The organism is Sorangium sp. So ce1036, from assembly GCF_051369805.1.
Lineage (GTDB): Bacteria > Myxococcota_A > Polyangia > Polyangiales > Polyangiaceae > Sorangium > Sorangium cellulosum_F.
Genome location: NZ_JBBMOX010000001.1, coordinates 9194729 through 9210268 on the forward strand (window position 1 = coordinate 9194729; position 15540 = coordinate 9210268).

Annotated in this window: 14 protein-coding genes and 1 tRNA gene; 4 read left to right on the top strand and 11 right to left on the bottom strand. The window is 73.5% G+C overall.

Annotated elements, in window-relative coordinates; genetic code table 11:
• Nucleotides 1-24: 24 nt before the first annotated feature.
• Entirely contained in the window at nt 25-435 is a 411-nt protein-coding gene (locus tag WMF31_RS34540; RefSeq protein WP_436606024.1) for an SET domain-containing protein, read from the top strand.
• Nucleotides 436-503: 68 nt separating this feature from the next.
• Here WMF31_RS34540 and WMF31_RS34545 read toward each other — a convergent pair whose 3' ends face one another.
• The 10 genes from WMF31_RS34545 to WMF31_RS34590 all read right to left on the bottom strand — a co-directional run bounded on the left by WMF31_RS34545 (nt 504) and on the right by WMF31_RS34590 (nt 8550).
• Nucleotides 504-992: an N-acetyltransferase family protein gene (locus tag WMF31_RS34545; protein ID WP_436606025.1), complete on the bottom strand. Its 489-nt coding sequence runs from the start codon at nt 990-992 to the stop codon at nt 504-506.
• Nucleotides 993-1114: 122 nt separating this feature from the next.
• Nucleotides 1115-1186 (bottom strand) — tRNA-Cys (locus tag WMF31_RS34550).
• A 205-nt stretch (nt 1187-1391) separates the two neighbouring features.
• Complete coding sequence (locus WMF31_RS34555; protein ID WP_436606026.1) at nt 1392-2207, bottom strand: hypothetical protein; 816 nt, start codon at nt 2205-2207, stop codon at nt 1392-1394.
• A gap of 114 nt (nt 2208-2321) precedes the next feature.
• Nucleotides 2322-3233, bottom strand: a complete 912-nt coding sequence (gene cysW, locus WMF31_RS34560) for a sulfate ABC transporter permease subunit CysW (RefSeq protein WP_436606027.1) — start codon at nt 3231-3233, stop codon at nt 2322-2324.
• Nucleotides 3233-4081 carry a sulfate ABC transporter permease subunit CysT gene (gene cysT, locus WMF31_RS34565; protein ID WP_436606028.1) on the bottom strand — a complete coding sequence of 283 codons (849 nt, stop codon included), beginning with the start codon at nt 4079-4081 and terminating at the stop codon, nt 3233-3235. The genes cysW and cysT overlap by 1 nt, the downstream gene beginning before the upstream one ends.
• A 55-nt stretch (nt 4082-4136) precedes the next feature.
• Nucleotides 4137-5159, bottom strand: coding sequence for a sulfate ABC transporter substrate-binding protein (locus WMF31_RS34570; protein ID WP_436606029.1), 1023 nt, complete (start codon nt 5157-5159; stop codon nt 4137-4139).
• A 15-nt stretch (nt 5160-5174) separates the two neighbouring features.
• Nucleotides 5175-5495, bottom strand: coding sequence for a DUF2325 domain-containing protein (locus WMF31_RS34575; protein ID WP_129344757.1), 321 nt, complete (start codon nt 5493-5495; stop codon nt 5175-5177).
• A 158-nt stretch (nt 5496-5653) separates the two neighbouring features.
• A complete protein-coding gene (locus tag WMF31_RS34580) occupies nt 5654-6337 on the bottom strand; it encodes a helix-turn-helix domain-containing protein (protein WP_436606632.1) in 684 nt (227 codons plus the stop codon).
• A 43-nt stretch (nt 6338-6380) separates the two neighbouring features.
• Complete coding sequence (locus WMF31_RS34585; RefSeq protein ID WP_436606030.1) at nt 6381-7727, bottom strand: NAD(P)/FAD-dependent oxidoreductase; 1347 nt, start codon at nt 7725-7727, stop codon at nt 6381-6383.
• A gap of 172 nt (nt 7728-7899) precedes the next feature.
• The gene (locus tag WMF31_RS34590) at nt 7900-8550 is read right to left on the bottom strand and encodes an RNA polymerase sigma factor (RefSeq protein WP_436606031.1); all 651 of its coding nucleotides are present in this window, start codon (nt 8548-8550) and stop codon (nt 7900-7902) included.
• Between the two features lie 292 nt (nt 8551-8842).
• Here WMF31_RS34590 and WMF31_RS34595 point away from each other — a divergent pair, with 292 nt between their 5' ends.
• Nucleotides 8843-9490, top strand: coding sequence for an NADPH-dependent F420 reductase (locus WMF31_RS34595; RefSeq protein WP_436606032.1), 648 nt, complete (start codon nt 8843-8845; stop codon nt 9488-9490).
• Nucleotides 9491-9511: 21 nt separating this feature from the next.
• Here WMF31_RS34595 and WMF31_RS34600 read toward each other — a convergent pair whose 3' ends face one another.
• Complete coding sequence (locus WMF31_RS34600; protein ID WP_436606033.1) at nt 9512-11320, bottom strand: NAD(P)H-hydrate dehydratase; 1809 nt, start codon at nt 11318-11320, stop codon at nt 9512-9514.
• A 168-nt stretch (nt 11321-11488) separates the two neighbouring features.
• On the opposite strand from WMF31_RS34600, the gene WMF31_RS34605 reads away from it, so the two are divergent.
• Together WMF31_RS34605 and WMF31_RS34610 are read left to right on the top strand one after the other, a co-directional pair.
• Entirely contained in the window at nt 11489-13180 is a 1692-nt protein-coding gene (locus WMF31_RS34605) for an Eco57I restriction-modification methylase domain-containing protein (protein WP_436606034.1), read from the top strand.
• A gap of 74 nt (nt 13181-13254) precedes the next feature.
• Entirely contained in the window at nt 13255-15534 is a 2280-nt protein-coding gene (locus tag WMF31_RS34610) for a DUF4139 domain-containing protein (RefSeq protein WP_436606035.1), read from the top strand.
• Nucleotides 15535-15540: the final 6 nt, after the last annotated feature.

Below are 15540 nucleotides of genomic sequence, written 5' to 3' on the forward strand. Positions count from 1 at the left end.
GCGTGATAGCGTCGGCGGCGATCCATGACCGATCAGGAAATCGACGCCGTCATCGCCGAGAACCAGTTCCATCCGAACGTCGTGTGGCGCCGCATCCCCGGCAAGGGCCGGGGCGTCTTCGCGCGCCGCTTCCTGCCCAAGGCGACGTGCGTCGAGTGGGCCGCCGTGAGCTGCTTTCCAGCCTCGGATCTGAAGACGGAGGAGCACCGCGCCTGCCAGGCGCTCCACCATGTGTTCACGTGGGGAGACGAGCCGGGGCGGGACAAGGCCTATGCCTGGGGGCTGCTCGCGCTCTACAACCACTCGGCGACGCCGAACGTCGAGATGAGCGACGGTCCTGTTCCGGACTCGATGGCAGCCATCGCGCTCCGCGACATCGAGGAGGGCGAGGAGCTCTGCTTCGATTACGGTTACACCTGGTTCGATCCGCGCTGAATCCGCGCAGAGGAGGCGCGCCGCAGGGCTTCCCGCCGTCGAGGGCGACGGCCGCGCCGCCGCCGGGCTCACCCGCCGGAGCCCTCCGCGAACGCCAGCACCAGGGTGAGTGAAGAGCCGCTCTGCCCCGCGTCGACGAAGCCCAGCCGCCGGTAGAGGCGCAGCGCGGGGTTATCCGGCGACACGCTGAGCGAGACCGCGGGATAGCGGGTCCGGGCGGCCTCCAGCAGGCAGGTGAGCAGCCGTGTGCCCAGCCCTCGCCCCCGATGCTGGGGGAGCAGGGCGACGGTGAGCTCGGGGGTCTCATCGTTCACGTAACCGTACCCTCCGAGCGCGCCGGTCGACCGGCGAAGCCAGGCCGCGCCGACGGCGTCACCATCCTGCATCGCCACGAATCCCAGATCGTCCTCATCGCCCCAGCCTCGCACGTACCTGGAGAGCTCGGGGCGCCGCACGACGTCCCGCGGGGGCGGCGGGCAACCATCCGGGACATGGATGGCCTGATAGAGCATTTCCCAGAGCAAGGGCTCATCGGCCGGGGTCAGGGGGCGAATCACGGGTTCGCCCCCTGAGGCATGATGGAAAGCCCGAGGCGGCTCCATCGCCTTCATGTCCCTGCTGGCCCCGCTCGGCGGCCTGTTCCTGGCCTGCGCTCAGCGCCTGGCCCTTGCAAGCGCGGAGGTGAGGACGGGATTCGAACCCGCGTATAACGGTTTTGCAAACCGTTGCCTAACCACTTGGCTACCTCACCGACTGTTGGAAGCGGCGCGAGGTCATGCCTCATTCCTGACCCGCTGTCAACGCCCGCATCATCTTCGTACACATTTCTGCGGCCGAGCCAGCTCGACACACCGCGCCCCCCTCCACCCTCCCCCGGCCCCTGCGTCTCGGGATGCCCCCTTGCCCCTGCGCACGCCCTGCGGCCCCCGCGCCGCGGCCTCTACGCCGCGTCCCTGTCACTGCCCCCGCGCCCCTCCCGCGCCCCCCGCGCGCCGCGCCCCCCGGGCGGCGCCCCGCCCGCGCGTCCGCGCCAGCAGCCGCCCGAGGTAGCCCGCCGCGTAGGTCGGGCGCCGCGTCGCCTGGAGCAACCCCCTCGGCACGATCCCCCGCCCCGCGTGGAACGGACTGAAGTGCAGCGCCTTCTGGTCCACGTCCACCGCCTCGTACAGCACGACGTCGGCCACGGCCATCCACCGCTTGCGCAGCCCCCTCCGCCTGACCTCGAGCCGCAGCAGCGCGAGCCCCGCCGCGGCGGCGCACTCGAGCCTCTCCCGGCGGTTCTGCCCCACCGTCGCCGCGCGCATCGGGATCAACCGGAACTCCGCGCGACCGAAGCCGGCCACGTCGAACGGCAGCTGCGCGTAGTAGTCGTTGGCCAGGAAATCGCGCCTGTTCGTCGTGAACAGCGCGACCGGAAGCAGCGCGAACCGGCGAGCGCTCACGAAGAGGAGATCCTGATCACCCGGGCTCACGAGCGGCGTGATCTCCTCGCTCGCCCGGAAGCGCATCGAGATCCCCAGCACGTCCGGGCGCCGCTCGCCCTTGCCGCCCCGCCACCGCCACATCCCGCCCGACAGGCGCACGAGCGCCGGCCCCGCGAGCCGCTGCGCGAGCGCGCCGACCTCGCCCTCGACCGCGAGCGCCTTCACCCCGGCGCAGTAGACCACGCCGTCGGGATGGAACAGCCTCGCTGCCCGGAGAAAGCTGCCCCCCAGCACGAGGGGAGACAGGGCTCCCCCGATCACACGCCCAATCACTTCCCTGATCCGCATGGCGTCCCCCCTCCCTCCAACCTGGAGCGCCGGAGGCCAATCGCAAGCTGGACGCGGCCGCGACTGCGCGCCCCGCCCCCACGCGATCGGGCGGCGCGCGCTCGAACGAGCGGATTACGCGGCGCCGTCCTTCGCGTCCGGAGCGGCGAGCGCCGGAGCGATCTCGCGCTGCGCCCTGCGCTCGATGAGGCGCTTCGCGAAGAGCGTGAGCAACGCGAGCAAGAGCAAGAGCGACGCCACCGCGAACGCCGCCGAGAACTGGTACTCGTTGTAAAGCACCTCGACGTGCAGCGGCATCGTGTTGGTCTGTCCACGGATATGGCCCGAGACGACCGAGACCGCGCCGAACTCGCCCATCGCCCGCGCGTTGCAGAGCACCACGCCGTAGAGCAGGCCCCACTTCGCGTTGGGGAGCGTGATGCGGAAGAACATGCTCCACCCGCTCGCGCCGAGCGACAGCGCCGCCTGCTCCTCGTCCGTCCCCTGACTCTCGAGGAACGGGATGAGCTCGCGCGCGACGAACGGGAACGTCACGAACGTCGTGGCCAGGATGATCCCGGGGCGATCGAAGATCACCTGGAGATCGTGCTCTCGCAGCCAGGGGCCGAGCAGCCCCTGCGCCCCGAAGAGCAGGACGAAGATCAACCCGGAGATCACCGGCGACACCGCGAACGGCAGGTCGATGAGCGTGACCAGGAGGCTCTTGCCCGAGAACTCGAAACGCGCGATCGCCCAGGCCGCGGCCACACCGAAGACCAGGTTGAGCGGCACGGCGATGGCCGCGGTCATCAGCGTGAGCTCGATCGCGGCGACGGCGTCCGGGTGGGTGATCGCCCGCCAGTACCCCGAGAGGCCGTCCTTCAGCGCCTCGATGAACACCGCCACGACCGGCAGGAACAGGAAGAACGCGAGGAACGCGAGCGCCGCGGCCGTGAGCGCCCAGCGCACCGCCGCGGGCTCGGACGTGGCGCGGCGCGCGTCCGTCGCGCGCGCCCGCCCCAGGTTGCCCGCCGTCGCCCCCGCCATTACCGCGCGACCCCGTGCGCGCCCGGCGGCGCCGCCTGCCCCTGCTCGGCGGCCGGCGCCCGCCCCCGCGACGAGGTGCGCGCGTTGTTCCAGGCCTGCAGCCGGTTGAGCAGGAACAGGAGGGAGAACGAGACGATCAGCATCACCATCGCCAGCGCCGTCGCGCCCGCGTAGTCGTACTGCTCCAGCTTCGTCATGATGACGAGCGGCGTGATCTCGGTCTTGAACGGCATGTTCCCCGAGACGAACACCACCGAGCCGTACTCCCCGAGCGCCCTGGCGAACGCCATCGCGAACCCGGTGAGGATCGACGGCCAGAGCGGCGGCAGGAGGATGCGGCGGAAGATCTCGAAGCGGCTCGCGCCGAGCGACGCCGCCGCCTCTTCATGGTCCATGTCGAGCTCCTCCAGCACCGGCTGGACCGTGCGGACCACGAACGGGAGCCCCACGAAGGTGAGCGCGATGACCACGCCGAGGCGGCTGAACGCCGTCTCGATGCCGAGCGGATAGAGGAACTGGCCGAGCCACCCCCGGGGCGCGTAGATGGCCGTGAGCGCGATGCCGCCGACGGCCGTCGGCAGCGCGAACGGCAGATCCACGAGCGCGTCGACCACCGAGCGGCCCGGGAAGCGGTAGCGCACGAGCACCCACGCCACGAGCACGCCGAACACCGCGTTGACGCCCGCGGCGAGGAGCGACGCGCTCAGGCTCAGGCCGAACGACGCGAGCGCGCGCCTGGAGCTCACCGCCTCCCAGATCTCGCCCGGGCCGATCGTGGCCGTCTTCAGGAAGATCATCGACAGCGGGACGAGCACGAGCAGCGACAGGTACGTTACCGTAATCCCCATCGCCAGCCCGAAGCCGGGCAGGACGCTCTGTCGACGCCAGAGGAGAGCCACAGAATTAGTCGCCGGCCTGGTAGATCTGGTCGAAGACGCCGTCGTCGGAGAAGTGCGTCTTCTGGGCCTTCTGCCATCCGCCGAACACCTCGTCAATCGAGAACAGCTCGACCTTCGGGAAGACGCCCTCCGCCTGCGCCGCCGCGAGGATCGCCGGGTCGCGCGGGCGGTAGAAGTGCTTGGCCGCGATGCGCTGCCCCTCTTCGGTAGAGAGGAACTCGAGGTACGCCTCCGCCGCCGCCCTCGTACCTCGCCTGTCAACCACCTTGTCGACCACCGCGACCGGGGGTTCGGCGAGGACGCTCACCGACGGCACGACCACCTCGAACCTGTCCTTGCCGAGCTGCTTCACGGCGAGCAGCGCCTCGTTTTCCCAGGAGATGAGGACATCGCCGATCCCGCGTTCGACGAACGTCGTGGTCGAGCCGCGCGCGCCGGCGTCGAGGACTGGCACGTTCTTGTAGAGGCGCCCCACGAAGTCCTTCGCTCTCGCCTCGTCGCCGCCCGCGCGCTTGAGCTCGTATCCCCACGCGGCGAGGTAGTTCCACCGCGCGCCGCCCGAGGTCTTCGGGTTCGGCGTGATGACCTCCACGCCCTCTTTCACGAGATCATCCCAGTCCTTGATGCCCTTCGGGTTGCCCTTGCGCACCAGGAAGACGATGGTCGATGTGCAGGGAGCGCTGTTGTGCTTCAGGCGCGACTGCCACCCGTCCTGGATGAGCCCGGCCGCCATGATCGCGTCGATGTCGTAGGAGAGCGCGAGCGTCACCACGTCCGCGTCGAGCCCGTCGATCACCGACCGGGCCTGCTTGCCCGAGCCGCCGTGCGACTGCTTGATGGTGACGTCCTGCCCGCGCTGCGCCTTCCAGCGCTTCGCGAAGGCGGCGTTCACCTCCTCGTAGAGCTCGCGCGTGGGGTCGTAGGAGGCGTTGAGGAGCCGCACCTCCCCCGCGGCGCCCGCCTTGCTCTTCGAGCACGCCGACAGCGCCAACACCACGCCGAGCACCACCGTCATCAAGCATCGCATCGCTGTCCTCGTTCGTTATCCCGCCAGGAGGCGGGCTTCCCGCTGCGCGATCGCGTCGAGCAGCTGCTGGAAGCGCGCCGCGCCGCAGCGGCGGATCATGAGCGCGGCGCGCCCGAGCTTCTGACAAAGCTTCTTGGCGAGCAGCACGCCGCCGTGGCTGTTCACGTCGGTGAGCACGATCACCAGATCGGCCCGCTCGATGGCCGCCCGCAGCTCGGCCGCGCCGCGGCCGCCGGTGTTGCCCGTGTGAAATTCGAGGTGGTGCCCCGCCTGCAACGCCATCCGTTCAAGCTGAGCCTGGTTGCGATCCAACCCACCGATCCAGGTGATCCGCATCGCGCCCTCCTTGCAACGTGCAGCGCATAAACGCCGCTATAGCGGACATATGTCAGGCTAAAACGGAGGGTGCAAGCAGAATCTGTCATTATAACGGATGAAACGTCTCAGATACCGGATGGACACGGGGGCGCCCGGCGTCGCGAAACACGGCGAGGTTACCCGCGCGATCCGTAGGTCATGACGAGGTACATGACAGCCTCGGCGCCGCTCAGGTTGCGGTAGCTGTGCGGGCTGTCGGCCTCGAACAGGATGGCGTCGCCGGTCTCGAGCATGCGCCGCTCGCCGGCCACGGTGATCTCCACCGAGCCCTCCGTGACGACCAGGTTCTCCGAGGTGCCGGGGGCGTGCGCGTCGGCGTGCTCCACGGCGCGGGGCGCGAGGCGGAGCTCGTAGAACTCCACGTTGCGCGGCCGGTCGGTCGGGAAGAGCGCCCGGGAAGAGAAGGCGCCGTCGCGCGAGCGGAGGATGCGCGCCTGCGAGGACCGCATGACGGTCGTGACGGGCGAGGTCGCCTGGCTCATGAGGGCCGAGAACGGGACCCCGAGGGCGCGCGCGATCTTCCAGAGGACGTTGATGGTCGGCGTGCTCTGGCCCAGCTCGATCTGCCCGAGCATCGCCCGGCTCACGCCGGAGGCCTTCGCCAGGCGCTCGAGCGACAGGCCGCGCTCGGCGCGGAACCGCTTGAGGTTGGCGGCCACGACCGGCGTCAGGTCCGACGCGTCGTCGAGCGCCGCGTCGTCCGCGCCCAGGGCCACGCCCGGAGCGCTCGCCAGGTCCGGGGGCGGCGCCGGATCGACGGCCACGGATCGCGCTGCTGCCTGGACCTTGCGGGCCTTCACGGGAGTCACGGGACGCCGTATCCGCCATGGCGGACGGCGCGCGTCAAGCGAGCGAGGGGGGTGCGGCGCCGCGGGCCGACGGGCGCGGCGTCGGGGGGGTGAGCGCCGGCGCGGCGGCGGGGAGCGCGCTCCGCGCGGTGTGGCCGGTGATGAGCCGGGCGCCGCGCTTGAACGTGATGTACTGCCACATCCACGCGAACATCACGACGAAGCGGTTCTTGAAGCCGATGAGGAAGAGCACGTGCACGCCCAGCCAGGCGAGCCACGCGAGCATGCCCGACAGCTGCAGGCGCCCGAGCTTCGCGATGGCGCGCGAGCGGCCGATCGTCGCCATCGTGCCCTTGTCGCGGTAGGCGAACTGCCCGCGCGGGCGGCCCGCGAGGTCGCCGAGGATGCAGCGCGCGACGAAGCGGCCCTCCTGGATCGCCGCGGGGCTGAGGCCGGGCACGTCGACGCCGTTCCTGTCGCGGAGCATGGCCATGTCGCCGATCGCGAACGCGCTCGGGTGGCCGGGCAAGGAGCAGTCCGGCGCGACCTTCACGCGGCCGACCCGATCGAGCTCGACCCCGAGCGACCGCGCGAGCGGCGTGCCGCGGACCCCGGCCGCCCAGATGACGGTCGCGGCGGGGAGGCGCTCGCCGTCGTCGAACTCGACCCCCTGGGCGTCGATACACCGGAAGCGGCGCCCCTTGACGACCTCCACGCCGAGCGACGCGAGCTGCTCCTCGGCGCTCTCCGAGAGACGCTCGGGGAAGGCCTGGAGGATGCGCGGCCCGATCTCGACGAGCAGCACCCGCGCGAGCGAGGCGTCGAGGGCGCGGAAGTCGCGCTCGAGGATGTGGCGCGCGAGCTCGGCGAAGGCGCCGGCCATCTCCACGCCGGTCGCGCCGCCGCCGATGACGACGAACGTGAGCAGCCGCCGCCGCGCCTCCGGGTCCTCCTCGCGCTCGGCGGCCTCGAAGGCGAGCAGCATGCGCTCGCGGATGGTGAGCGCCTCGTCGAGGCTCTTGAGCGCCGGCGCGAACCGGGCCCACTCCTCGTGGCCAAAGTAGTTGTTCGCCGCGCCGACGGCGAGGATCAGGTAATCGTAATCGAGCGTGTCGTCGTCGATGACGATGCGCCGGCCGGCGAGATCCACGCGCGTCACCTCGCCGAGCAGGACCCGGACATTCCGCTGGCGCGACAGGACCGAGCGGATCGGAACCGCGATGTCGGCGGGCGAGAGGCTCGCCGTCGCCACCTGGTAGAGCAGCGGCTGGAACAGGTGGTGGTTGGTCCTGTCGACGAGCGTGATCCGGACGGGCGCGTCGCGGAGCGCCTTCGCGGCGTTCAGGCCGCCAAAGCCTCCGCCGACGATGACGACGTGGGGCTCTTTCGCGGTCGTTGCCATGTCGCCTCCTGCGAGGAACGCCTCCTCGGTGGCGCACCGAGCGTAGGGGCCACAGCACAGGGCGACAAGCGATCGCGGTCCGTCCAGCGCAGGGGATTCGCCGGGCGCGCGTCGCCCTGACGACCGGGGCGTGAGCGGTCGGCCCGGGCGCGACGGGGCGCGCCGCGGGCGCTCACGCCGCGGCCTGCACGTCGGCCGGGGCCTGGCCCCGCAGCGCCTCGGCGAGCAGCTTCCGGCCCCGGTGCAGCCGGCTCATCACGGTGCCGACCGGGACGCCCAGCCGCGTCGCCGCGTCCTTGTAGGACATCTCCTCGAGATCGACGAGCACCACCGTGTCGCGGAAGCCCGGCGGGAGCGTCGAGAGCGCGCGCCGCACGCCGGGCGACAGGGCGTGCATCTCCGCGCGGCCCTCGGGCGCGGTCCACGCGCACGGGTCGGTCGCGAGCACGTCGAGGGCGTTGCGCTCGCGGCGGCTGCGGCGGCACCGGGTGATGAAGACGCTGAAGAGGATCTGGTGCACCCACGCCCGCAGGTTGGTCCCAGGCTCGTAGCTCCCCGCGAACCGGATCGCGCGCTCCACGGTGTCCTGCACGAGATCCTCCGCCGCCGCGGGCGACCGGGAGAGCCGCAGCGCGCGGCCGAAGAGCTCCGGTGTCATTTCGACAAGGCCCCGGCAGAGCTGGTCCATCGCCGCGCTCGATCCCCCGCCCGGCGCCGCCCCGGCCGCGTCGAGGGACCGCCCGCGCCGGAGCGCGTGCTGGCCGGCGGACAGCGGCGATAGGATCGATGACCGGGCGGGGACCTGGGCGGCGTGGACGAGCATGGCGGGACCTCCTGGGCGCGGGCGCTCGCAAGCCAGATGCCACCGGGGGAGATCGCGCAAATGCCGCGAGGAACGCCGGATGGCGCGGGCGGAGGCACGCGGGCGCGTGTCAAATCGACAGCAGGGCGCCGCGCGCCGCCAGAGTGGCGAGCCGACCTCGGCCCCGCGCCGGCCCGAGGGCGCGCGCGGGCCGGGACGTGGCGCAGGCGTTCAGAGTCGACGGGGCTACGCCCCGGGCGATGGCGCGGCGCGCGGCTGGAGCTCGGATCCGGGGGCGTGCGATGATCCGGCCATGAAAAACATCGCGGTTCTCGGCTCCGGGATCGTGGGGCAGGTCCTGGCCGACGGATTTCTCAAGCACGGATACAGCGTGATGCGCGCCACGCGCCAGCCCTCGAAGCTCGCGACGTGGAAGGCCGACGCGGGGCCCAGGGCGAGCGTGGGGACGTTCGCGGACGCGGCGCGTTTCGGCGAGCTCGTCGTGCTCGCCGTGAAGGGGACCGCGGCGGAGGAGGCGCTCGATCTCGCCGGCCCCGAGGCGCTCGCGGGCAAGACCGTCATCGACGCGACCAACCCCATCGCGGACGAGCCCCCCGTCAACGGGGTGCTCAAGTTCTTCACGGGCCCGAACGAGTCGCTGCTCGAGAGGCTCGCGCGGCGCGCGCCGGACGCGCGCTTCGTGAAGGCCTTCTCGTCGGTCGGCAGCGTGTGGATGGTCAACCCGGATTTCGGCGGCGTCCGCCCGACGATGTTCATCTGCGGCGATCACGCCGGCGCGAAGAAGGAGGTGGAGGCCATCCTCGACGCGTTCGGGTGGGAGGCCGAGGACATGGGCGGCCTGGAGGCGGCGCGCGCGATCGAGCCGCTCTGCATGCTCTGGTGCATCCCCGGCCTCCTGCACAACCGGTGGACGCACGCGTTCAAGCTGCTGAAGAAGTAGGGGGCGCCGGGGCGGGTCGGCCTAGGCGGGCAGCGGGTCGACGCCGGCCGCCAGCGCGGCGATCAGGCCCGGGACCAGCTCGGCGATCTCGCTCGCGAGGAGCCCGCGATCGCTGCCCGTCTGCGCGCGCCACACGTCCCCGGCGAGCGCGTGGAGGAGCACCCCCGCGCTCGCCGCCGCGGCGGGATCCATCGAGCACAGGAGGGCCGCGATCATCCCGGTCAGCACGTCGCCCGAGCCGGCGGTGGCGAGCGCCGGGTTGCCCGCCATGCAGATGAACATGCGGCCGTCCGGCAGGGCGATGACCGTGCGCGCCCCCTTGAGCACGACGATCGCCCGGGTCAGCGCCACCGCCTCGCGCACCGCGCCGAAGCGGTCCTGCTCGATGGCCCGCGCGCTCCGGCCGAGGAGCCGGCCGAGCTCGCCCGAGTGCGGCGTGAGGATGAGGCTCCCGCGCGCGGTCGCGAGCGCCTCGGGGCGGCCGGCGAAATGCGTCACGGCGTCCGCGTCGACGACCTTCAGCCCGTCCCAGCCCAGCACGACGTGATCCACGGCGGCCCGCGCCCGCTCGTCGAGGCCGAAGCCGGGGCCGATCGCCACCGCGCGGCGCCCGGCGAGCGCGCCGTCGAGCGACGCGGCGATGCTCGCCGGATCGATCGAGGTCGTCATCAGCTCCACGACGCGCGACTCCACCGCCCGCGCGGCGTCGGCCCACGTGCAGATCGTCACGAGGCCCGCGCCGGCGCGCATCGCCGCGCGCGCCGAGAGCAGCGCGGCGCCGAGCTTGCCGGACGAGCCGGCGATCACCAGCACGTTGCCCGCGCTGTGCTTGTGGACGCTCGCCTCGCGCGGGCGCAGGAACGAGCCGATCGTCTCCTTCCGGAGGACCTCCGCGACGTGGCCCACCTGGGCGAGGATCGGCCGGTCCGGGACGCCGAGATCGACCACGTGGACGTTGCCCGCGAGCCGCGCGCCCTCGGGCGTGAGCAGGCCGATCTTGAGGTGGCCGAACGTGACGGTCTCGTCGGCCTGCACGGCAGCGCCGAGCGGCGCGCCGCTGTCCGCGTCGAGGCCCGAGGGGACGTCGAGCGCGATGCAGGGGCAGGGCGAGGCGTTGAGCACGCCGATGACGTCGGCGAGGTGGCCCTCGATCGGGCGATCGAGCCCCGTGCCGAAGAGCGCGTCGACGACGAGATCGGCCCCGACGAGCGCGGCCTCGAGCGGGGCGAGCGACGCGCCGGGGGGCAGCTCGGTCAGCGCGCCGCCGAGATCGACGTACGCGTCGTGGTTGATGCGGCTGTCGCCGGTGACCTTCTCGGACGGGGCCGCCAGGAAGACCTGGACGTCGGCGCCGCGGGCGACGAGGTGGCGCGCCACGACGAAGCCGTCGCCGCCGTTGTTGCCGGCGCCGCAGACGACGACGACGCGGGCGTTCAGCGGGTACGTCGCGGGCTGCCCCGGGCTCGGGACGTGCCGCACGGGGAACGCGCGGACCCGCGCGGCGCGGGCGTCCTCGGCGCCGCGCCGGCCTGTCGGCGGCGGCGGGACGCTCCCTGCGCGAGGACCGGCGCCGGACGGCAAGGTCGCCGGAAAGAGCGCCCTCGCGGGCGCCTGGCCCGGCGCGGAGAGGGGCGGCGAGGGCCGCGCGGCGGGGTCGGGGAGCGCGGCCGCGCCGGGCTGTCCGGCGCCGCGCGCCGAGAGGATCGCCGAGATGACGTCGGCGGCGCCGCGGCCAGCGTTCTCCATGAGGACCACGCCGGGGACGTGGCAATGGTGGATCGCGTGCTTGTCGAAGGCGCGCATCTGGGCGCGCGAGAGGACCGGAATCACGAGCGCGACTCTACTCCATTCACCGGCGGCGCCTCGCGCCGCGAGAGGCCGCCGCGAGAGGCCGCCCGCCCGGGCGACGGAGCCGCCCGGGCGGGCGGGCGCCCGGCGCGCGCTGCTCAGGTTGATCGCCGCCCGGCGTCCATCGCGGCTAGGATCCGCGCGGCGCCCATGCAGACAGCCCTGGACCTGACGGTCATGCTCCCGCAGAGCGCCTACGATTACGGGGAGCGCTCGTCAGGAGGGGCGCACGGCGTGGTGCTGACCCGGCCCCACGTCGTGAATCTCATCCTCGATCTCGCGGGCTACACGGCCGATCGGGATCTCGCGTCGCTGTCGCTGCTCGATCCGGCCTGCGGCCACGGAGCGTTCCTCGTCCCCGCCGCCGAGCGGCTGATCCGGTCGGCGCGCCGGTACGACCGCGACCTCCGCCAGCTCGAGACCGCGATCCGGTCGTACGACGTCGCGCCCGATCACGTGGGCCGCGCGCGGGACGCGGTCGCCCGGGCGCTCGCCCGGCTCGGGCTCTCGCGGAGCGACGCGGAGCGCCTCGCCGGGGCCTGGATCGCCCAGGGCGACTTCCTGCTCACCCACCAGCGCCGGCGCTTCGACGCGGTGGTCGGCAATCCACCGTATATCCGAATCGAGCAGCTCTCGCCCGAGCTCCAGGAGGAGTATCGGCGCCGGTACGCCTCGCTCTACGACCGCGCCGATCTCTACGTCGCGTTCATCGAGCGCGGCCTCGATCTCCTCGCCCCGGACGGGATCCTGTCGTTCATCTGCGCCGACCGCTGGACCCTCAACCGCTACGGCGCCCCGCTCCGCCGGATGCTCTCGAGGTGGTTCCGGATCCATTGCTACATCGATCTGCGCGGCGCCTCTCCCTTCGAGTCCGACGTCATCGCGTATCCCTCCATCTTCGCCGCGTCGCCCGGCGCGACGGCGAGCGTCCGGGTCGCCACGCTGAGCACCGCCTCGCCGGAGGAGTGCGAGGCCGCGAGCCTCGCGCTGAGGGGCGCGCCGGCGCGCTGCCCCGGCGTCACCGTGTCGGCGTACGCCTCCTGGTTCGAAGGGGACGACCCGTGGGTGCTCAGCTCGCCGGAGCACCTCGGCGCCCTGCGCTCCCTGGAGGCGCGGTTCGCGCCGATCGAGGCCGTGGGCGGGACCCGCGTCGGCATCGGCGTCGCCACCGGGAACGACAGGATCTACATCGTCACGGACGACGTCGACATCGAGCGCGATCGCCTGGTGCCGCTCGTCATGCGAGGCGATATCGAGGACGGCCGCATCCGGGACGCGAGGCGGTTCGTCATCAACACCTTCGGGGACGACGGCAAGGTCGTCCGCCTGGACGACTATCCGCGGCTCTCCCGGTACCTCCACGCCCGCGAGGCCGAGATCCGGAGGCGCCATATCGCCCGGAGGAGCCCCGCGAGCTGGTTCCGCACCATCGATCGCGTGTACCCCGATCTGGTGGGCGCCAGGAAGCTGCTCCTCCCCGACATCGCAGGATCCAACGAGGTGGCCTACGACGAGGGCAGGTTCCACCCGCACCATAACCTCTACGTCGTCACGTCGACGGAATGGGACACGGAGGCGCTCGGCGGGCTGCTCAGCTCCCGGGTCGCGCTCTTCTTCGTGTGGTCCTACGCGGTCAAGATGCGCGGGGGCTACCTGCGCTTCCAGGCCCAGTACCTGCGGCGGATTCGCCTGCCTCCCCCGGCGACGCTCGGCGACACGCTCACGCGCGACCTCCGGGGCGCCTTCCGGGAGCGCGATTTCGAGAAGCTCGACGCGCTCGCGCTCCGCGCCTACGGCCTCGCCGCGCTCCCGCCGTTCGACTTCGTCGATACGCGGAGGTAGCCCGCTGCCTCGCCGCGCGCGCGGCGTGATACGTTCGCGCTCCTCAACGCGTCGCGCGGGGGAGAGGACGGCGGATGACGGCCGAGAGGATCGAGTGCGCTAGCCGTATCGAGGGGGTCGTCGTGTACGCGCGCGGGGCGGTCGTCACCCGCCGCGTCGAGCTGCCGGCGCCGCTCCCCCTCGGGGTGACCGAGATCGCCGTGCCGGGGATCACGCCGCTCGCCGAGCCGGGGAGCTTCCGCGCGCTCGTGGCCGCCGCGGGCGGCCCGCCGGAGCCGGCCGGGTCCAGCGGATCGGGCGCCGCGCGCGAGGTCGTCGGCGTGCGGGCGCGGCGCGTGGTGCCCCCGGCGCCCGCCGCGCGGGGCGCGCTCCCGGCGCAGATCCGCGCGCTCGAGCTCGCGATCGAGCGGCTGTCCGCCGAGCACGCCCACCTCCGGCGCTGGCGCGACCAGCTCGGCGCGGTCTCGCTCGATCCGGAGCTCGCGCGGCGCCTCCGGCCGGGCGACCCGGCGGCCCGCATCCGGGACGCGCTCGCCGTGAGCGGGCTGCTCGCGGACGAGCTCGCCGCGCTCGACGCCCGCCTCGCCGAGCTCGAGGCGGCCGAGGAGCGCGCCCGGAGGGAGCTCACCGCCGCGAAGATCGACGCCGCCCAGGCGAAGAGCGGCGAGCGCGAGGACGCGGCCCCGCCGCGCCTCGAGGTGGTCGTGCGGCTCGCGCCGGCGCGACGGCCGGCGGACGGCGCGGCCGCGGAGCCGGCGCTCCGGATCGAGTACGCCGTCCTCGCCGCGCGGTGGTGGCCGGCCTACGCGGCGCGCTTCTCGCGCGGCGCGACGCAGGTCGATTTCCAGCTCGACGCCTTCGTCGCGCAGGCCTCCGGTGAGGACTGGAAGGACGTGCGCCTCGCGCTCTCCACGGCCGACCTCGTGCAGGACACGCGGCTGCCGGAGCTCGCCTCGCTGCGCCTCGGCCGCGCGCAGCCACCCCCGCGCCGCGGCTACCGCCCCGCGCCCGAGGGGCTCGACGCCATGTTCGAGGGGTTCGATCGCTTCGTCGCCTCCCTGCCCTCCCCCGCCGCGCGGGTCACGGCCTCGCCGGGCGCGCCCGCGGCCGCGGGCGCGGCCGACGCGCCCAGGGCGGGGGCGGCCCCGCCCGCGGCCGCCGCCGGCCCGAGCCGCAAGGCCCGCCACGCCACGACCGCCACGATGGCGCCCCCGCCCCCGCCCCCGCCTCCCCCGCCGCCGCCCGCGGGCCTGTCCATCGCCGCCCCGAGCGCGCCGCCGCAGATCCCCGCGCAGCGCGCCGCGCCGGCGCCGGCGCGAGGGCGCGCGGTCGGGCTCTCGCTCCCGTCGTTCGGCGCGGGCGGCGCGCCCCCGCCCCCCGCGCCGCAGGCGAGCGCGCCCCTGCCGCCCAAGGGCGGCGTCGTCCAGCGCGCGCTCAGCGCCGAGCTCGCGGGCGGCCTGGAGCCGCACGAGGCCGCGGACGAGGAGGCGCCGGGCGGCGCCGACGCGGCCCCGGCGCCGCTCGATCCGGCGCTCGTCGAGGCGTGGCTCGACTTCGACGCCCTGCGCCTCTCCGACGCGGGCCCGCAGCGCGGCCGGCTCGCGCGCGAGGCCCCCGGACGGGATCGGCGCGCCGCCCACGAGGCGCGGGCCGCCGTCGACGGGCTCGACGGCCCGCCCCGCGCCGTGGATCCGCGCGATTCGCGCGGGCAGTTCGACCACCTCTACGCCGGCGAGGGCGCCGCCGACGTGCCGTCGAACGGCAGGCCGCACCGCGTCGCGCTGGGCGCCGCGCGCGCCCCGTCGACGCCCCGGTTCGTGACCGTGCCGCGCGAGGCCGCCGAGGTCTACCGCGAGGCGCGCGTCGCGAACCCGCTCGACGCCCCGCTGCTCGACGGCCCGGTCGAGGTCTTCGTCGACGGCGCGCTCGCCGCGCAGTCCGCGATCGGGCGCGTCGACCGGGGCGGCCTGCTGCGCGTCGGGCTCGGCGTCGAGGAGCGGATCCGGGTCGCCAGGAACGCGCGCGTCGACGAGTCGAGCGCCGGCCTGCTCGGCGGCTCGCTCGCGGTCGAGCACGCGGTCGCCGTCGATCTCTCCTCGTCGCTCGGGGTGAGCGTCGAGGTCGAGGTCGTCGACCGCCTCCCGGTGACCGACGACAGGGACGTCGAGATCAAGCTGCTCTCGGCGCAGCCGAAGGCCGAGCCGTACACCCAGGAGGAGATCGGCGCGCCCGTGCGCGGCGGCCTGCGCTGGCGCGTCCCGATCGCGCCCGGCGGCAAGGCCCAGGTCGCCTTCGCCTACCGCGTCGTGCTCTCCTCGAAGAACGAGATCGTCGGCGGTAACCGCCGGGAATAACGAGGG

Excerpts from the sequence above, each read along its gene's own strand:
- WMF31_RS34540 (WP_436606024.1), top strand. The coding sequence starts at position 25 with ATGACCGATCAGGAAATCGACGCCGTCATCGCCGAGAACCAGTTCCAT.
- WMF31_RS34555 (WP_436606026.1), bottom strand. The coding sequence starts at position 2,207 with ATGCGGATCAGGGAAGTGATTGGGCGTGTGATCGGGGGAGCCCTGTCT.
- cysW (WP_436606027.1), bottom strand. The coding sequence starts at position 3,233 with ATGGCGGGGGCGACGGCGGGCAACCTGGGGCGGGCGCGCGCGACGGAC.
- cysT (WP_436606028.1), bottom strand. The coding sequence starts at position 4,081 with ATGGGGATTACGGTAACGTACCTGTCGCTGCTCGTGCTCGTCCCGCTG.
- WMF31_RS34570 (WP_436606029.1), bottom strand. The coding sequence starts at position 5,159 with ATGCGATGCTTGATGACGGTGGTGCTCGGCGTGGTGTTGGCGCTGTCG.
- WMF31_RS34575 (WP_129344757.1), bottom strand. The coding sequence starts at position 5,495 with ATGCGGATCACCTGGATCGGTGGGTTGGATCGCAACCAGGCTCAGCTT.
- WMF31_RS34585 (WP_436606030.1), bottom strand. The coding sequence starts at position 7,727 with ATGGCAACGACCGCGAAAGAGCCCCACGTCGTCATCGTCGGCGGAGGC.
- WMF31_RS34590 (WP_436606031.1), bottom strand. The coding sequence starts at position 8,550 with ATGCTCGTCCACGCCGCCCAGGTCCCCGCCCGGTCATCGATCCTATCG.
- WMF31_RS34595 (WP_436606032.1), top strand. The coding sequence starts at position 8,843 with ATGAAAAACATCGCGGTTCTCGGCTCCGGGATCGTGGGGCAGGTCCTG.
- WMF31_RS34605 (WP_436606034.1), top strand. The coding sequence starts at position 11,489 with ATGCAGACAGCCCTGGACCTGACGGTCATGCTCCCGCAGAGCGCCTAC.
- WMF31_RS34610 (WP_436606035.1), top strand. The coding sequence starts at position 13,255 with ATGACGGCCGAGAGGATCGAGTGCGCTAGCCGTATCGAGGGGGTCGTC.